15 protein-coding genes are annotated in these 13,707 nt (G+C 71.0%); 8 read left to right on the top strand and 7 right to left on the bottom strand.

Features of this window, described 5'->3' with window-relative positions:
• Positions 1-90: 90 nt before the first annotated feature.
• Complete coding sequence (dapE, locus tag ACFY1E_RS04640) at positions 91-1,095, top strand: succinyl-diaminopimelate desuccinylase (RefSeq protein WP_389071644.1); 1,005 nt, start codon at positions 91-93, stop codon at positions 1,093-1,095.
• Here the strand turns inward: dapE and ACFY1E_RS04635 are convergent.
• The gene (locus tag ACFY1E_RS04635; RefSeq protein ID WP_389071326.1) at positions 1,067-2,635 is read right to left on the bottom strand and encodes a PucR family transcriptional regulator; all 1,569 of its coding nucleotides are present in this window, start codon (positions 2,633-2,635) and stop codon (positions 1,067-1,069) included. The two genes, dapE and ACFY1E_RS04635, sit on opposite strands and share 29 nt — an antisense overlap.
• 124 nt (positions 2,636-2,759) lie before the next feature.
• On the opposite strand from ACFY1E_RS04635, the gene ACFY1E_RS04630 reads away from it, so the two are divergent.
• The 3 genes from ACFY1E_RS04630 to ACFY1E_RS04620 are packed head-to-tail and all read left to right on the top strand — an operon-like array spanning position 2,760 to position 5,470.
• Positions 2,760-3,530 carry a chorismate synthase gene (locus ACFY1E_RS04630; protein WP_389071324.1) on the top strand — a complete coding sequence of 257 codons (771 nt, stop codon included), beginning with the start codon at positions 2,760-2,762 and terminating at the stop codon, positions 3,528-3,530.
• A complete protein-coding gene (gene menC, locus ACFY1E_RS04625) occupies positions 3,527-4,657 on the top strand; it encodes an o-succinylbenzoate synthase (RefSeq protein ID WP_389071321.1) in 1,131 nt (376 codons plus the stop codon). Before ACFY1E_RS04630 ends, menC begins: the two co-directional genes overlap by 4 nt.
• A 21-nt stretch (positions 4,658-4,678) precedes the next feature.
• Positions 4,679-5,470, top strand: coding sequence for a PDZ domain-containing protein (locus ACFY1E_RS04620; RefSeq protein WP_389071318.1), 792 nt, complete (start codon positions 4,679-4,681; stop codon positions 5,468-5,470).
• 102 nt (positions 5,471-5,572) lie between these two features.
• Here ACFY1E_RS04620 and ACFY1E_RS04615 read toward each other — a convergent pair whose 3' ends face one another.
• The 5 genes from ACFY1E_RS04615 to ACFY1E_RS04595 are packed head-to-tail and all read right to left on the bottom strand — an operon-like array spanning position 5,573 to position 9,737.
• Entirely contained in the window at positions 5,573-6,532 is a 960-nt protein-coding gene (locus ACFY1E_RS04615) for a glycine betaine ABC transporter substrate-binding protein (protein WP_389071316.1), read from the bottom strand.
• The gene (locus ACFY1E_RS04610) at positions 6,529-7,362 is read right to left on the bottom strand and encodes an ABC transporter permease (protein ID WP_389071314.1); all 834 of its coding nucleotides are present in this window, start codon (positions 7,360-7,362) and stop codon (positions 6,529-6,531) included. Before ACFY1E_RS04610 ends, ACFY1E_RS04615 begins: the two co-directional genes overlap by 4 nt.
• Positions 7,359-8,594, bottom strand: a complete 1,236-nt coding sequence (locus ACFY1E_RS04605) for a betaine/proline/choline family ABC transporter ATP-binding protein (protein ID WP_389071311.1) — start codon at positions 8,592-8,594, stop codon at positions 7,359-7,361. Before ACFY1E_RS04605 ends, ACFY1E_RS04610 begins: the two co-directional genes overlap by 4 nt.
• The gene (locus ACFY1E_RS04600; RefSeq protein ID WP_389071309.1) at positions 8,587-9,234 is read right to left on the bottom strand and encodes an ABC transporter permease; all 648 of its coding nucleotides are present in this window, start codon (positions 9,232-9,234) and stop codon (positions 8,587-8,589) included. The genes ACFY1E_RS04605 and ACFY1E_RS04600 overlap by 8 nt, the downstream gene beginning before the upstream one ends.
• A 23-nt stretch (positions 9,235-9,257) precedes the next feature.
• Positions 9,258-9,737, bottom strand: coding sequence for an Lrp/AsnC family transcriptional regulator (locus ACFY1E_RS04595; protein ID WP_389071306.1), 480 nt, complete (start codon positions 9,735-9,737; stop codon positions 9,258-9,260).
• A 128-nt stretch (positions 9,738-9,865) separates the two neighbouring features.
• Between ACFY1E_RS04595 and hppD the strand changes: the two genes are divergently transcribed.
• Genes hppD through nthA form a run of 4 tightly spaced genes read left to right on the top strand, consistent with a single transcriptional unit; the run spans position 9,866 to position 12,182 of the window.
• The gene (hppD, locus tag ACFY1E_RS04590) at positions 9,866-11,011 is read left to right on the top strand and encodes a 4-hydroxyphenylpyruvate dioxygenase (RefSeq protein WP_389071304.1); all 1,146 of its coding nucleotides are present in this window, start codon (positions 9,866-9,868) and stop codon (positions 11,009-11,011) included.
• A 13-nt stretch (positions 11,012-11,024) separates the two neighbouring features.
• Entirely contained in the window at positions 11,025-11,315 is a 291-nt protein-coding gene (locus ACFY1E_RS04585) for a hypothetical protein (RefSeq protein WP_389071301.1), read from the top strand.
• Entirely contained in the window at positions 11,308-11,604 is a 297-nt protein-coding gene (locus tag ACFY1E_RS04580) for an SH3-like domain-containing protein (protein WP_115907904.1), read from the top strand. The genes ACFY1E_RS04585 and ACFY1E_RS04580 overlap by 8 nt, the downstream gene beginning before the upstream one ends.
• Positions 11,601-12,182 carry a nitrile hydratase subunit alpha gene (gene nthA, locus ACFY1E_RS04575; RefSeq protein WP_389071298.1) on the top strand — a complete coding sequence of 194 codons (582 nt, stop codon included), beginning with the start codon at positions 11,601-11,603 and terminating at the stop codon, positions 12,180-12,182. Before ACFY1E_RS04580 ends, nthA begins: the two co-directional genes overlap by 4 nt.
• A gap of 22 nt (positions 12,183-12,204) precedes the next feature.
• Here the strand turns inward: nthA and ACFY1E_RS04570 are convergent, their stop codons facing one another.
• Positions 12,205-13,638 carry a tetratricopeptide repeat protein gene (locus ACFY1E_RS04570; protein WP_389071296.1) on the bottom strand — a complete coding sequence of 478 codons (1,434 nt, stop codon included), beginning with the start codon at positions 13,636-13,638 and terminating at the stop codon, positions 12,205-12,207.
• Positions 13,639-13,707 lie beyond the last annotated feature (69 nt).

Genomic DNA, 13,707 nt, shown 5'->3' with positions numbered 1-13,707 from the left:
GCAGTCAGCATTCAAGCCGAGGTCGGGCGGCAGACAGTCCCGCTCGACCTCACCGCCGATGTCGTCGCCCTCACCCGCGCCCTGGTGGACATGCCCTCCGAGAGCGGGCAGGAGGGCCGGATCGCGGATGCCGTCGAGGCCGCCCTGCGGGCCCTTCCCCATCTCACCGTCGAGCGGATCGGCAACTCGGTCCTCGCACGTACCGACCTCGGCCGACCTCAACGAGCTGTGCTCGCCGGGCACTTGGACACCGTCCCGGCCGCCGGGAACCTCCCTTCACGGCTCCACCAAGACCGCGTCCACGGCCTCGGTGCCTGCGACATGAAGGGCGGCGTCGCCGTCGCCCTCCGCCTCGCGGCCACCGTCCCGGCCCCCACCCGCGACCTCACGTACGTCTTCTACGAGTGCGAGGAGGTCGAGGGCGACCGCAACGGGCTGCACCGGATCGCCGCCGAGCGGCCCGAGCTCCTTCGAGCGGACCTGGCGATCCTCATGGAACCCTCCGACGCGGGCGTCGAGGCCGGCTGCCAGGGCACTCTCACCGCCGACATCGTGGTGCACGGCTCCCGCGCCCACACCGCCCGCTCCTGGATGGGCGTCAACGCCGCGCACCTCGCCGCCCCGGTCCTCCAGCGGCTCCACGACCACACGCCCGAGCGCGTCGTGATCGACGGGCTGGAGTACCGGGAGGGCCTGAGCGCGGTCGCGGTACGCGCCGGGGTCGCCGGGAACGTCGTACCGGACGAGTGCGTGATCACCGTCAACTCCCGCTTCGCGCCCAGCCGTTCGCCGCAGGAGGCGGAGGAGTACGTGCGCGGGCTCTTCCCCGAGTACGAGGTCCGTGTCACCGAAGTGGTGCCCGGCGCCCTCCCGGGGCTGGACCGCCTCGACGGCCTCGTGTCCGCTCTCGGCGCCCCGCCCCGCCCCAAGCTCGGCTGGACGGACGTGGCCCGGTTCGCCGCGCTCGGCACACCCGCCCTCAACTACGGCCCCGGAGACCCGACACTGGCGCACACGGCGGGGGAGTACGTACCGGTCGAGCACCTGCGCTCCTGCGAGGAGCACCTCAGGAAATGGCTCCTTCAGTCCCTTTGAGCCCTGTGATCCCTTTGAGCCCTGCCAGTGTCCTCAACTGAAGCCACAGCACCAGCCGTTCGTCGGGGTCGTCGAGGTCGATCCCGACGTGCTGCTGTGCCTGCTTCAAGCGGTAGCGGCAGGTGTTCGGGTGCACGGCGAGCAGCTTCGCCGCGCCCGCCATGTCGCAGCCCGCGTCGAACCAGCTGACCAGGGTGCGCGCATAGTCGGTGCCGTGCTGCTCGTCGTACGCCAGCACCCGCCGCCACGCCCCCGCGCTCAGCTCCCGCCGCTCGCCCAGCACTTCCGCGAGCCGCAGCAGCGTCACCCGCGGGCGCACCTCGTCCACCGTCGCCACCGGCAGCTCAGGTCCGAGCACCCGCAGCACCAGCTCGGCGTCCTCCCGCGACCCCACGACCTCCGCCGGCCCCGCCACCACCTCGCCCAGCGCCGCCCGCACGGGCACCCGCAGCGCCTGCCCGGCCCGCGCCACGATGTCCTCGGCCAGCCGCTTGTGCCGCGCGCCCGGCCCGGGAAGGACCGCGTACACCACCCCGTCGACCAGCACGCACGCGTGCCGCCCGTAACGGGCCTCGCACTGCAGCCGTACGACGTCCAGCAGGCGCAGGGCGGTCTGCTCGGCGTCCGGGAGGCTCGCGGCGTCCAGTACGAAGGCGGCCACCCGGACCGCGCCCTCGAGTCCCAGGCGGTCGAAGGCGGTCGACGGGTCCGCGGTGCCGTCGAGCAGCCGGCGCAGCAGGTCGCTGTTCTGGTGGCGGGCCAGCTCCTGGGCCGCTCGGGCCCGCAGCAGGAGCAGGGCCGCCGTGGACGCGCCCTGCGTCAGGGTTTCCTCGGCGTCGGGTGCGAGCGTGCCGTCGTCGACCACCCAGACCGAGCCGAGCGTCTCGCCGCCCGCGCGGACGGCGACCGCGAGACGCGGCAGGTCGCCGTCCCGGAGTGCGGGCATCCGTACCGGCCCGGGAGAAGCGAACAGCACCCGGTACTGCTCGCTGTTGGGTGTGCTGGCCGGCACCTGCAGGCCGAGGATGCTCTGCCGCCGGTCCTCGTCGACCGGCTGGCCCGGCACGGTGGAGTAGGCGAGGATCCGCTGGCGCGGGTCCTCCACGGCCGTCGCCCCGCCGGTCGCCGCGGCGACCGCGTCCGCGAGCGCGAACAGGTCCCCGAGCCCGTTCACCGACGGTGCGGGCCGGGCCGCGATCGCCGAGGACAGCAGCAGGTGGACGTGGTGCCAGGCCGCGTCCTCGTCGACCGACAGCAGCGCGAGGCCGTGTGCCTCGGCCTCGCCGACCGGCCCGTCCGGGCCGCGTACGACGAGCCCGGTCATCCCGGCCTCCGCGGCCACCCGGACGAGGGGACCGGCCGCCGCCGCCCGCACGCCCACGGCCAGCAGCAGCGCGCCCGGCACATGCGGCAGCGGGGCGTGGGCGTCGTACAGCAGGACCTCGGTCACCTGGGCGGCGAGTCCGTCGGGGGCCGTGTGCAGGCGCAGTGCGGGGCCGCCGATGACGTCCAGGAGGTCGCCGAGGGTGCAGGCGTCCATGGAGGGCTCCTCAGTGCGGGGGCTGTGGTCGAACGGCCGCGATTGGCCGATTCCCAAACGAACGTACGCATCCGTTGTGCAGACGCACAACCCGGAGCGGTCGCCTCCCCTCGAAACTCGACCCATGACCCTCGACAGCCCGCCCGGAGTGAGCATCCGCACCGTCCACGACGTCGCCGGTCTAGCCGCCGTCGCCGACTACTTCAGCGAGGTCTGGCAGACCCCGCGCAGCGCCCCGCCGTACCCGGCCGAGGTGCTGCACAGCCTCGCCCACGCGGGCGGCGCCGTGCACGCCGCGTACGACGGAACGCGGCTCGCGGGAGCGTCGGTCGCGGTGTTCGGGCCGCAGGGGGACGCGTACTCCCTGGTCGCCGCCGCCGACCGGGGGCTCGGGTACACCGTGAAGCAGGCCCAGCGCGCCTGGGCCCTCGGCCTCGGCGCCCGCACCATGCGCTGGACCTTCGACCCGCTGGTCGGCCGCAACGCCCGCTTCAACCTGGCCAAGCTGGGCGCCACCGGCACCGAGTACCTCGTCGACTTCTACGGCCCCATGTCGGACGGCGTGAACGACGGCGACGAGAGCGACCGGCTGACGGTGACCTGGGAGCTGGCGGCGCCGACCCCCACGTACGAGACCAGGGACCGGGACACCGCCCCCGGCACCCACACCGCCCCCGACGGCGCGACGCTCGCCCGCCGGGACCCGGCCGGCCGGCACATCTGGTGCCGGGTACCGGACGACATCGTCCGGCTCCGCGCCGCCGACCCGGAGCTCGCCCTGCGCTGGCGGTATGCCGTCCGTGAGGTGTTCACGGAGGCCTTCGCGCAGGGGTTCAGGGCGACGGGGATGTCCCGTGACGGCTGGTACACCCTTTCGAGAGAGGCAACGGCATGAAGCTGGAGCGTGTGGAGATCGTCCATGTGGAGATCCCGCTGGTCACCCCGTTCCGTACGTCCTTCGGAACGATGACGACGAAGGACACCTTCCTGCTCCATGTCATGACCGACGAGGCGGAGGGCTGGTCGGAGTTCGCCGCCGACCCCGAGCCGCGGTACTGCTCGGAGTTCGTGGCCGGTGCGGAGATCGTGCTGCGGGACTTCCTGCTGCCGCGCATTGCGGCCCTTCCGCAGCTCACCGCGGCCGCGCTCGCCCCGGCCATGGCGAAGACCAAGGGCCATGAGCTGGCGAAGGCGGCGCTGGAGACGGCGGTCCTGGACGCGGAGCTGCGCTCGTACGGCATGCCGCTCGCCACCTATCTGGGCGCGGTGCGCGAGCGGGTCCCCGCGGGGGTGTCCGTCGGCATCAAGGACTCCGTCCCCGAACTGCTGGACGACGTCGAGCGCTATCTCGCCGAGGGCTATGTCCGCATCAAGCTGAAGATCGAGCCTGGCTGGGACGTGGAGCCGGTCCGGGCGGTCCGCGAGCGCTTCGGCGACGCGCTGCCCCTCCAGGTCGACGCCAACACGGCGTACACCCTCGCCGACGCCGAGCATCTGCGGCGCCTGGACTCCTTCGGGCTGCTGCTGATCGAGGAGCCGCTGGACGAGAACAACCTGTACGCCCATGCCCAGCTCCAGCGGCGTCTGCAGACGCCCGTCTGTCTCGACGAGTCCCTGCACAACGCCCGTGACACCGCCTCCGCCATCGCGATGGAGGCCTGCCGGGTCGTCAATGTGAAGCCCGCGCGCGTGGGCGGCTATCTGGAGGCCCGCCGCATCCACGACGTGGCGCACGCCCACGGGGTGCCCGTGTGGTGCGGCGGCATGCTGGAGACGGGAGTCGGCCGCGCCCCCAACCTCGCCCTGGCCGCCCTGCCGGGCTTCACCCTCCCCGGGGACACCTCCGCCTCCAGCCGCTACTTCGCCGAGGACATCACCGAGCCGTTCGTCCTCAAGGACGGCCACCTGCCCGTCCCCACCGCGCCCGGGATCGGCGTCGAACCGCTGCCGGACGCACTGAGGCGGTTCACCAGGGAGAAGCGAGACCTGTACGTGAGCCGACCGACACCTGGCCGGAAGTGACCGTCACGTTAGATTGATCCCGTGCTCTCTCGCCTCACACGCCCCCAGGCCCTCGCCGTCTGTGCGCTGCCCGTCGTGGCGCTGATCGCCACCGCGGTCTTCGCGCCGCTGCCGTTCTCGCTGGCGCAGCCCGGGCTGACGGCGAACGTGCTCGGGGACAACAAGGGCACCCCGGTGATCACGATCTCCGGGGCGAAGACCCGGCACACGAGCGGGCAGCTGCGGATGACGACGATCGAGGCGACCAACCCGGACGCGCATGTCTCGCTGGGCGATGTGATCAGTGCCTGGTTCGCCACGGACCGGGCCGTCATGCCGCACGACTCGGTGTACCCGAGCGGGCAGTCCACCAAGGAGATCGAGCAGCACAACAGCGCGCAGATGAAGCAGTCCCAGAACGCGGCGACCCGGGCCGCCCTGGACTACCTGCACCTCAGCGACAAGAAGGTCAAGGTCACGCTGAAGCTCGCCGACGTCGGCGGCCCCAGCGCCGGGCTGCTGTTCACCCTCGGCATCATCGACAAGCTGGACGGGAACGGCAGCGGCGGCGACCTCACGGGCGGCCGCACCATCGCAGGTACGGGGACCATCGACGGCGACGGGACGGTCGGCGCCGTGGGAGGCGTGGCCCTCAAGACGCAGGCCGCGCGCCGGGACGGCGCGACCGTCTTCCTGGTGCCGAAGGCGGAGTGCTCCGACGCCAAGTCGGAGCTGCCCAAGGGCCTGCGGCTGGTCCCGGTGACCACGCTGAAGGGCGCGGTGAACGCACTGCTGGCGCTGGAAACGGGCAAGGGGTCCGTCCCCAGCTGCTGATTCAGGCGGTGTCCTCCAGGGGGTGCTGCCGGCGCAGGCAGCCGCTGGTGGGTCGACCGCATCACGATGCGGTCGGATGGATCGATGATGCGCAGAGTCGACCTACTTCACGAAACCCTCCGCCTTCATCCACTCCAGTGCCACCTGATGCGGGTCCTCCCCGTCCACGTCCACCTTCGCGTTCAGTGACTGCGCCACGTCGTTGTTCAGCTTCTTCGTCACCGGGTCCAGGACCTCGGCGATCGCCGGCCACTTCTTCAGGGTCTCGGTGTTGATCTCCGGTGCCACGTTGTAGTTGGGGAAGAACTTCTTGTCGTCCTCCATCACCGCCAGGTTCATGGACCTGATGCGGCCGTCGGTGGTGAACACCTCGCCGTAGGTGCAGCTCCCCTTCTTCACCTGGGTGTAGATGATCCCGGTGTCCATCTGGGTGACGTTCTGCGCGGGCACGCTCATCCCGTACGCCTTCTCCATGCCCGGCAGCCCGTCCGCCCGGTTGGCGAACTCGCTCTCCACGCACAGGGTCACCGCGCCCGGGTCCTTCTTCGCCAGCGCGGCCACCTCGGACAGCGTCCGCGTGCCGTACTTCTTGAAGTTCGCCTGGTTCATGGCCAGCGCATAGGTGTTGTTGAGCCGTGAGGGCGGCAGCCAGGTCAGGCCGTGCTTCAGGTCCGCGTCGCGCACCGCCTGCCACTGTTTCTGCGGGTCGGGGATCGGCTCGCTGTTGCCCTGGTACGTGATCCAGGCGGTGCCCGTGTACTCGTACATGGCGTCCACGTCGCCGGTCTTGACCGCCTCGCGTGCGCCGATCGAGCCCTGGATACCGGTGCGGTCCAGGACGTCCGCGCCGGCCGCCTGGAAGGCGATGCCCATCATGGCGCCGAGAATGAGCTGCTCGGTGAACGACTTGGACGTGACGGTCAGATGGGCGCCGTCGAGCGGCTTGCCATGGCCGATGGAGCCGGGCTGCACGGCGTCGACCATGGGGGAGCCGCTCTGCAGGCCGCAGCCGGAGGCGGTCACCAGGGCCCCGGCCAGCAGCAGGCACGTACGCCCTCTCATGTCCCCGCCTCCAGCCCGCGCGGCCTGAGCAGGAGTTCCGCCAGCGAGGCGAGCCAGTCCACCAGCAGTGCCAGGGAGACCGTGAGGATCGAGCCCAGCACCAGCACCGGCATCCGCTGGGTCGTGATGCCGGTCTGGATCAGCACGCCGAGGCCCCCGCCTCCGCCGAAGGTCGCCAAGGTCGCGGTACCGACGTTGAGGACCAGTGCGGTACGGACTCCCGCGAGGATCAACGGGACGGCGAGCGGCAACTCCACGCGCGACAGCACCCCCACGGGGGACATGCCGATGCCGCGTGCCGCCTCCAGCAACGTCGGGTCGTTGGCCTTCAGACCTGCGATGGTGTTCGACAGCACCGGCAGGACGGCGTAGATCGTGATGCCGATCAGGGCCGACTTCATTCCTGTGCCGAGCCAGATGACCAGCAGCGCCAGCAGGCCGATCGCCGGGGTCGCCTGGCCCATGTTGGCGATCGTCATCGCCACCGGGGTGGCCTTCCGGAAAGCCTTGCGAGTCAGCAGGATCCCCAACGGGATCGCGATGACCAGGACGAAGAACGTGGAGATCACGGTCAGTTGGATGTGCTGCCAGAGGGCCTTGGAGACCGCACCGCCCGAGAGCGCGTTCTCGGAGATCGAGTCGAGGTCGGCCTGCTGGAACCACAGCCAGGTCGCGAGCAGAAGGGCGACGATCACGGCGGGCAGGAACGTCAGCTTCTGCCAGGTGATGCGTGGCTTCAGGGGGCTCGGCGCCGGCGGCGGTGCCTCGGCCTCCTGCAGGGCCTCCTGTTCGGCCGGCCCGGGTTCCTCCAGCTCGTCGGGGGCGATCATGCCTTCGTCACCCCGCCGGGGCCCTCCTGCTCGGCGTGTGTCTGGGCGGCCCGCAACTCCTCCAGCTCGTGCTGGGCCTCCAGTGCCTCCAGCCGGTCCGCCTCCATCAGCTCGTGCACGGAGTTCATGAGCGTCTCCACGTCGACGACGCCCTCGTACTCGCCGCGCCGCCCGGTCACCGCGACCCGCCCGGCGTTGTCGGTGAGGACCGCCTCCAGGGCGTCCCGGAGCGTGGCGTCCCTGGTCACCGTGTCGTTCACCAGCGTGCCCGCCCGGGCGAGCGAGCCCCGCGCACGCATGAGGTCGCCGCGCCTGAGCCACTTGTAGGGGCGGCCGCGCTTGTCGAGCAGCAGGATCTCGTCGGTCCTGCTGCCGCGCAGCCGGTTGAAGATCTCCTGGAGCGGGTCGTCGAGGGTGACGGTCGGGTAGTCGGTGATCTCGACGTCCCTCACGCGCGTCAGGTTCAGCCGCTTCAGGGCGGCCCCCGCGCCCACGAACCCGGACACGAAGTCGTCCGCCGGGTTGGTGAGGATCGCCTCCGGGGTGTCGAACTGCGCGATGTGGGAGCGTTCGCGCAGCACGGCGATGCGGTCGCCGAGCTTGATCGCCTCGTCGAAGTCGTGCGTCACGAACACGATCGTCTTGTGCAGTTCGTACTGCAGCCTGATCAGCTCGTCCTGGAGGTGGTCGCGGGTGATCGGGTCGACCGCGCCGAACGGCTCGTCCATCAGCAGGACCGGCGGATCGGCCGCCAACGCCCGTGCCACGCCGACACGTTGCTGCTGCCCGCCCGACAGCTGCCGCGGATAGCGGGCGCGGAACTCGACCGGGTCGAGGCCGACCAGATCGAGCAGCTCCTCCACCCGCGACCGGATCCGCGCCTTGGGCCAGCCGATCATCTTCGGTACTAGGGCGATGTTCTGGGCGACCGTCATGTGCGGGAACAGGCCGGCCGACTGGATGGCATAGCCCACCTTGCGGCGCAGCTTGACCGGATCAATGTCGGTCACGTCCTCACCATTGATCCGGATGCGACCCCCGGTCGGCTCGATCAACCTGTTGATCATCTTGAGCGTGGTCGACTTTCCGCATCCGGACGGGCCGACGAAGACGACGAGCTCGCCCGCCCTGATCTCCATGTTGACGTTGTCGACGGCGGGGCTGGGATTGCCCGGATAACGCTTGGAGAGGTTCTCCAGCTCGATCGTCGCCCCATGGGTGGCCTCAGGCACGGATTCCCCTGGAGATGGTCAGCCTTCCGATCAGGACGTACGCGGCGTCGAACAGCAGTGCGAGGACGATGATCCCGAGGGTGCCCGCGAGGACCTGGTTGAGCGCGTTCTTGCTGCCCAGCGAGCCGATACCGCGGAAGATCTCGTTGCCGAGGCCCGGCCCGGAGGCGTAGGCGGCGATCGCGGCGATGCCCATCAGCATCTGCGTCGAGACCCGGATGCCGGTCAGGATCGGCGGCCAGGCCAGCGGCAGCTCGACCCGCACCAGCCGCATCAGCCGGGACATCCCGATGCCCCGCGCCGCGTCCACGAGCGACGGGTCGACCCCGCGCAGGCCCACGATCGAGTTCCGCACGATCGGCAGCAGCCCGTACAGCGTCAGCGCGATCACCGTGGGCGGCACGCCCAGGCCCACGATCGGGATGAGCAGACCGATCATGGCGAGCGAGGGAATGGTCAGGATGGTCGAGGTGCTCGTGGTGGCGAGGCTCCCGGCCCAGGTGCTGCGATAGGTGACGATGCCGATCAGTACGCCGATCACGGTCGCCACGACCATGCACTGGAACACTGCACTGGCGTGCTGGTAGGCGTCGGTGAGCAGCTGCTGGTGCCGGTTGCCCAAGTACTCCCAGAAGCTCACCCGCGCTCACCCCCGGCCGTCGGCTAGGTCCTCTCGACGTCCTGGGCCGCCTGTTCCACCAGCGGGATGATCCGCAGCGGAACCGGGTTCTCCATCACGATGGCGGTGGCGGCCCGGACAATGCCATCAAAACCGACAACCAGGTCGATGACCCGCTGGAGATCGGCGTTGGAGCGGGCCACCAGCCGGCACAGCATGTCCCCGCTGCCGGTGGTGGTGTGCAGTTCGAGCACCTCCGGCACGGTCGCCAAGTGCGCGCGGACGTCGGCCCCTTGGCCCTGCCGGATCTGCAGGGTGGCGAAGGCGGTGACGGGGTACCCGAGGGCCGCCGGGTCCACCTGCGGTCCGAACCCGCGGATGACGCCATTCGACTGAAGCCGGTCCAGCCGCGCCTGCACCGTCCCGCGCGCCACCCCGAGCCGCCGGGACATCTCGAGGACCCCGATCCGCGGCTCCCGCGCCAGCAGCACGATGATCCGGCCGTCCAGACGGTCGATCGCCACAGCCGCCTCCCTGGTGTGGTGGTCATCCTGTACAGAAGACCGGGAAATCCCGGCCACTGACTGAACACATTGCCCAGCAGAAAAAGAAACTATTGCGCACCTTGCCGCATGGGGATGAGGCTGCCGCTATGACGCAGACCACACACCACACTCCCGACACCGCCCGGCAGGCCGACCCCTTCCCGGTCAAGGGAATGGACGCGGTCGTCTTCGCCGTGGGCAACGCCAAGCAGGCGGCGCACTACTACTCCACCGCCTTCGGCATGAAGCTGGTCGCGTACTCCGGACCGGAGAACGGCAGCCGCGAGACCGCCAGCTACGTCCTGGAGAACGGATCCGCCCGCTTCGTCCTCACCTCCGTCATCAAGCCCGCCACCACCTGGGGCCACTTCCTCGCCCGGCATGTGGCCGAGCACGGCGACGGGGTCGTCGACCTCGCCATCGAGGTCCCGGACGCCCGCCGCGCGTACGCCTACGCGATCGAGCACGGGGCGAAGAGCGTCGCGGAGCCGTACGAGCTGAAGGACGAGCACGGCACGGTCGTCCTCGCCGCGATCGCCACCTACGGCGAGACCCGCCACACCCTCGTCGACCGCTCCGGCTACGACGGGCCCTACCTCCCCGGCTTCGTCGCCGCCGCCCCCATGGTCGAACCGCCCGCCCAGCGCACCTTCCAGGCCATCGACCACTGCGTGGGCAACGTCGAGCTCGGCAGGATGAACGAGTGGGTCGGCTTCTACAACAAGGTCATGGGCTTCACGAACATGAAGGAGTTCGTGGGCGACGACATCGCCACCGAGTACAGCGCGCTGATGTCGAAGGTCGTCGCCGACGGCACCCTCAAGGTCAAGTTCCCGATCAACGAGCCCGCCATCGCCAAGAAGAAGTCCCAGATCGACGAGTACCTGGAGTTCTACGGCGGCGCGGGCGTCCAGCACATCGCGCTCAACACGAACGACATCGTGCAGACGGTCCGCACCATGCGCGCGGCGGGCGTGGAGTTCCTGAACACCCCGGACTCGTACTACGACACCCTCGGCGAGTGGGTCGGCGACACCCGCGTGCCGATCGACACGCTGCGCGAGCTGAAGATCCTTGCCGACCGCGACGAGGACGGCTATCTGCTGCAGATCTTCACCAAGCCGGTCCAGGACCGTCCGACCGTCTTCTTCGAGATCATCGAGCGGCACGGCTCGATGGGCTTCGGCAAGGGCAACTTCAAGGCCCTGTTCGAGGCGATCGAGCGGGAGCAGGAGAAGCGCGGCAACCTCTGAGTAGTCTGGCCGCATGGCCAGGATCAACGACGTCGGAGGCACGGAGGGCTTCGGCGCCGTCGACATCACCGACGACGCCGAGCCCTTCCACGCGGACTGGGAGGCCCGGGTCGTCGGGCTCCTCGGGGCCCTGCGCGCGCAGGGGATCTTCAACACGAACGAGTTCCGGGACGCCATCGAGTCGATGCCGCCCAGGGAGTACCTGGCCGCGTCGTACTACGAGCGCTGGTTCGAGGCGATCCGCACCCTGCTGGAACGCAAGGGCGTGATCAAGCCGGGTGAGCTGGACGGGCTCGATGGCTGACGGCGACCGTTTCCCGCCGGGCACGGCCGTCCGCACCTTCCACCACGACCCGCCGCACCACACCCGCCTGCCGCGGTACGCCCGCGGCAAGCGCGGCATCGTGGTCGAGCCGGAGGGGCGGGCGGAACTGGCCGACGTCAGCGCGCAGGGTCGCGGGGACGCGCCCGTCGAGCAGGTCTACGCCGTCCGGTTCGCGGCCCGTGACCTGTGGGGCGAGGGCGACCACCACGTCGTACTGGACCTGTGGGAAAGCTACTTGGAAGCGGACGAAGAAGGTGCGGCCCGATGAGCGGTGACCACTCCGACGCGACGATCGCGCAGCGGGTACGGCGCCTGGAGACCCTGCTGGAGGAGAAGGGGATCGTCTCGGGCGCCCGGCTGGACGAGATCATCGACGCGTCCCTCACCGGCGCCTCGCCCGCGAACGGCGCGCGGGTCGTCGCCCGCGCCTGGACCGACGCCGACTTCAGGGCGCGGCTCCTGGCGGACGGCACCGCGGCGGTCCGAGAACTCGGCTACATGGAGGGCTCGTACCAGCGCCTGCGGGTCGTCGAGAACACCGCCACCACCCACAACGTCATCGTCTGCACCCTCTGCTCCTGCTACCCGCTGCGCCTGCTCGGCCCGTCCCCGAGCTGGTACAAGTCCGAGGCCTACCGCTCCCGCGTGGTCCGCGAACCCCGCGCTGTACTGGCGGAGTTCGGCCTGGAGCTGCCCGCCGGCACGGAGATCACGGTCTGGGACTCCAGCGCCGAGACCCGCTACATGGTCCTCCCGCGCCGCCCCTACGGCACGGACGAACTGGGCGAGGACGAGCTCGCGGCCCTGGTCACCCGCAACGCACTGATCGGAACGGCGGCCGTCTGACCTTCCGGCGGTTCCGGATGCCCTAGTCCTCCTCGGCGCTCGGACTGCCCGTCGGCACCGGCTCGTCCGGCGGGTCGCCCAGTGCCGCCAGCGCCTGCTTCGCCAGCGGCACCCGTAGCGGCGAGAAGGACGGATTGATCCGCAACGCCTCCTGCAGATGCCGCCGCGCGGGCCAGACCAGGTCCAGCTCCTGCTCGATCATGCCCCGGTGGTACGCGTACAGCGCGCTGCGCACGGCGCCCCCGTGCGCCCTGTCCGTCGCCGCCATGGCGAACTTCAGCGCCCCCTTGTCGTCCCCGGCCATGTGCAGTGCCCACCCCAGCGCGTCCGCCACCTCGGTCCCGGGCTGCCGCCGCCACTCGGCGCGCAGCAGCCGCACGGCCGTCTGCGCATCCCCGTGGTCCGCCTCGAACACACCGCGCACCAGGTCGTCGTCCACACCGCCCGCCACCTCGTCCTGCACCCGGGTGCCCAGCACGTCGTACTCCGCGCGGGCGGCATCCGCCATGCCCAGCGACTCGTACAACTCGCCCAGCTCCAGGGCGTACTGGGGGCACGGCTGCTTGTCGAGCGCCACCCGGTACGCGTTCAGCGCCTCCGTGGTACGGCCCAGTGCCGCCAGTGTCCTGCCCTGCCCGGCCTGCGCGGCCCGCTGGTCGGGGTCGAGCCGCACCGCCGCCTGGAAGTGCCGCAGCGCCTCCGCCAGGTCCCCGCGCTCGAACGCCAACTGCCCGGACCGCTCCAGCCATGCCGCCTGCTCGGCCGGTGTGCCCGCGGCCGCCGCAGCGTCCGACAGGGCGGCCGCTGCGTCCTCCCGCCAGCCCCGGTCGCGGTAGAGGGCCGCGGCCCGCGCCCGCACGGCGGCCGCCCCGGGGTGCAGCTCCAGCAGCCGGTCCAGGGTCTTCTTGGCCGCCTTGTAGTCGCCGAGCCCGGTGTAGGCGTCGATCAGCAGCGGATACGTCGTCCACCGCTTCGGCTCGAGCTTCAGCGCCGCCTCGCCCCAGGCCCGCGCCGACCGGAAGTCCCGGCGGGCGTTCGCCAGCGCCGCCATGCCGTCCCGAGCCGCCGTGTTCCCCTTCTCCCGGACCTTCAGCGAGGTCCGCAGCGCCCTCTCGGCCCGCGGATAGTTCGACGCGTCCGCGGTGCGCCGACCCTGCTCCACATAGGCCGTCCCGAGCACCGCCCACGACTGCGCGTCCTCGGGATGCGCCCGCACCCGGGCCTCGCGTCCCGCGATCAGCATGGCCAGGTCCGGCAACGCGGCCGGCACCCCGGAGGTCACCGCCGTCAGCGCCTGCGCGCCCGGCGCCGGAGCGGGCGCCACCGGCCGGGGCGCGGCCGCCCGCTCCCAGGGCCACAGTGCCAGCGCCCCGCCGAGCACGGCACACCCCGCCACGGCGGCGATCAGCACCCGCCGGACCGGACGCGGGCGGCGGCCCTCCGCTTGCTTCTCCATGGCGATCACTGTGCGTCAATACGACGAGCACATCCCGGCATACGTCCGGTGCCGTAGACGGGGTTCACA

This window comes from Streptomyces sp. NPDC001604, assembly GCF_042893475.1.
Lineage (GTDB): Bacteria > Actinomycetota > Actinomycetes > Streptomycetales > Streptomycetaceae > Streptomyces.
This window is presented reverse-complemented; position numbering and strand designations above follow the sequence as displayed.

Excerpts from the sequence above, each read along its gene's own strand:
- dapE (WP_389071644.1), top strand. The coding sequence starts at position 91 with ATGCCCTCCGAGAGCGGGCAGGAGGGCCGGATCGCGGATGCCGTCGAG.
- ACFY1E_RS04635 (WP_389071326.1), bottom strand. The coding sequence starts at position 2,635 with ATGGACGCCTGCACCCTCGGCGACCTCCTGGACGTCATCGGCGGCCCC.
- ACFY1E_RS04630 (WP_389071324.1), top strand. The coding sequence starts at position 2,760 with ATGACCCTCGACAGCCCGCCCGGAGTGAGCATCCGCACCGTCCACGAC.
- menC (WP_389071321.1), top strand. The coding sequence starts at position 3,527 with ATGAAGCTGGAGCGTGTGGAGATCGTCCATGTGGAGATCCCGCTGGTC.
- ACFY1E_RS04615 (WP_389071316.1), bottom strand. The coding sequence starts at position 6,532 with ATGAGAGGGCGTACGTGCCTGCTGCTGGCCGGGGCCCTGGTGACCGCC.
- ACFY1E_RS04610 (WP_389071314.1), bottom strand. The coding sequence starts at position 7,362 with ATGATCGCCCCCGACGAGCTGGAGGAACCCGGGCCGGCCGAACAGGAG.
- hppD (WP_389071304.1), top strand. The coding sequence starts at position 9,866 with ATGACGCAGACCACACACCACACTCCCGACACCGCCCGGCAGGCCGAC.
- ACFY1E_RS04585 (WP_389071301.1), top strand. The coding sequence starts at position 11,025 with ATGGCCAGGATCAACGACGTCGGAGGCACGGAGGGCTTCGGCGCCGTC.
- ACFY1E_RS04580 (WP_115907904.1), top strand. The coding sequence starts at position 11,308 with ATGGCTGACGGCGACCGTTTCCCGCCGGGCACGGCCGTCCGCACCTTC.
- nthA (WP_389071298.1), top strand. The coding sequence starts at position 11,601 with ATGAGCGGTGACCACTCCGACGCGACGATCGCGCAGCGGGTACGGCGC.
- ACFY1E_RS04570 (WP_389071296.1), bottom strand. The coding sequence starts at position 13,638 with ATGGAGAAGCAAGCGGAGGGCCGCCGCCCGCGTCCGGTCCGGCGGGTG.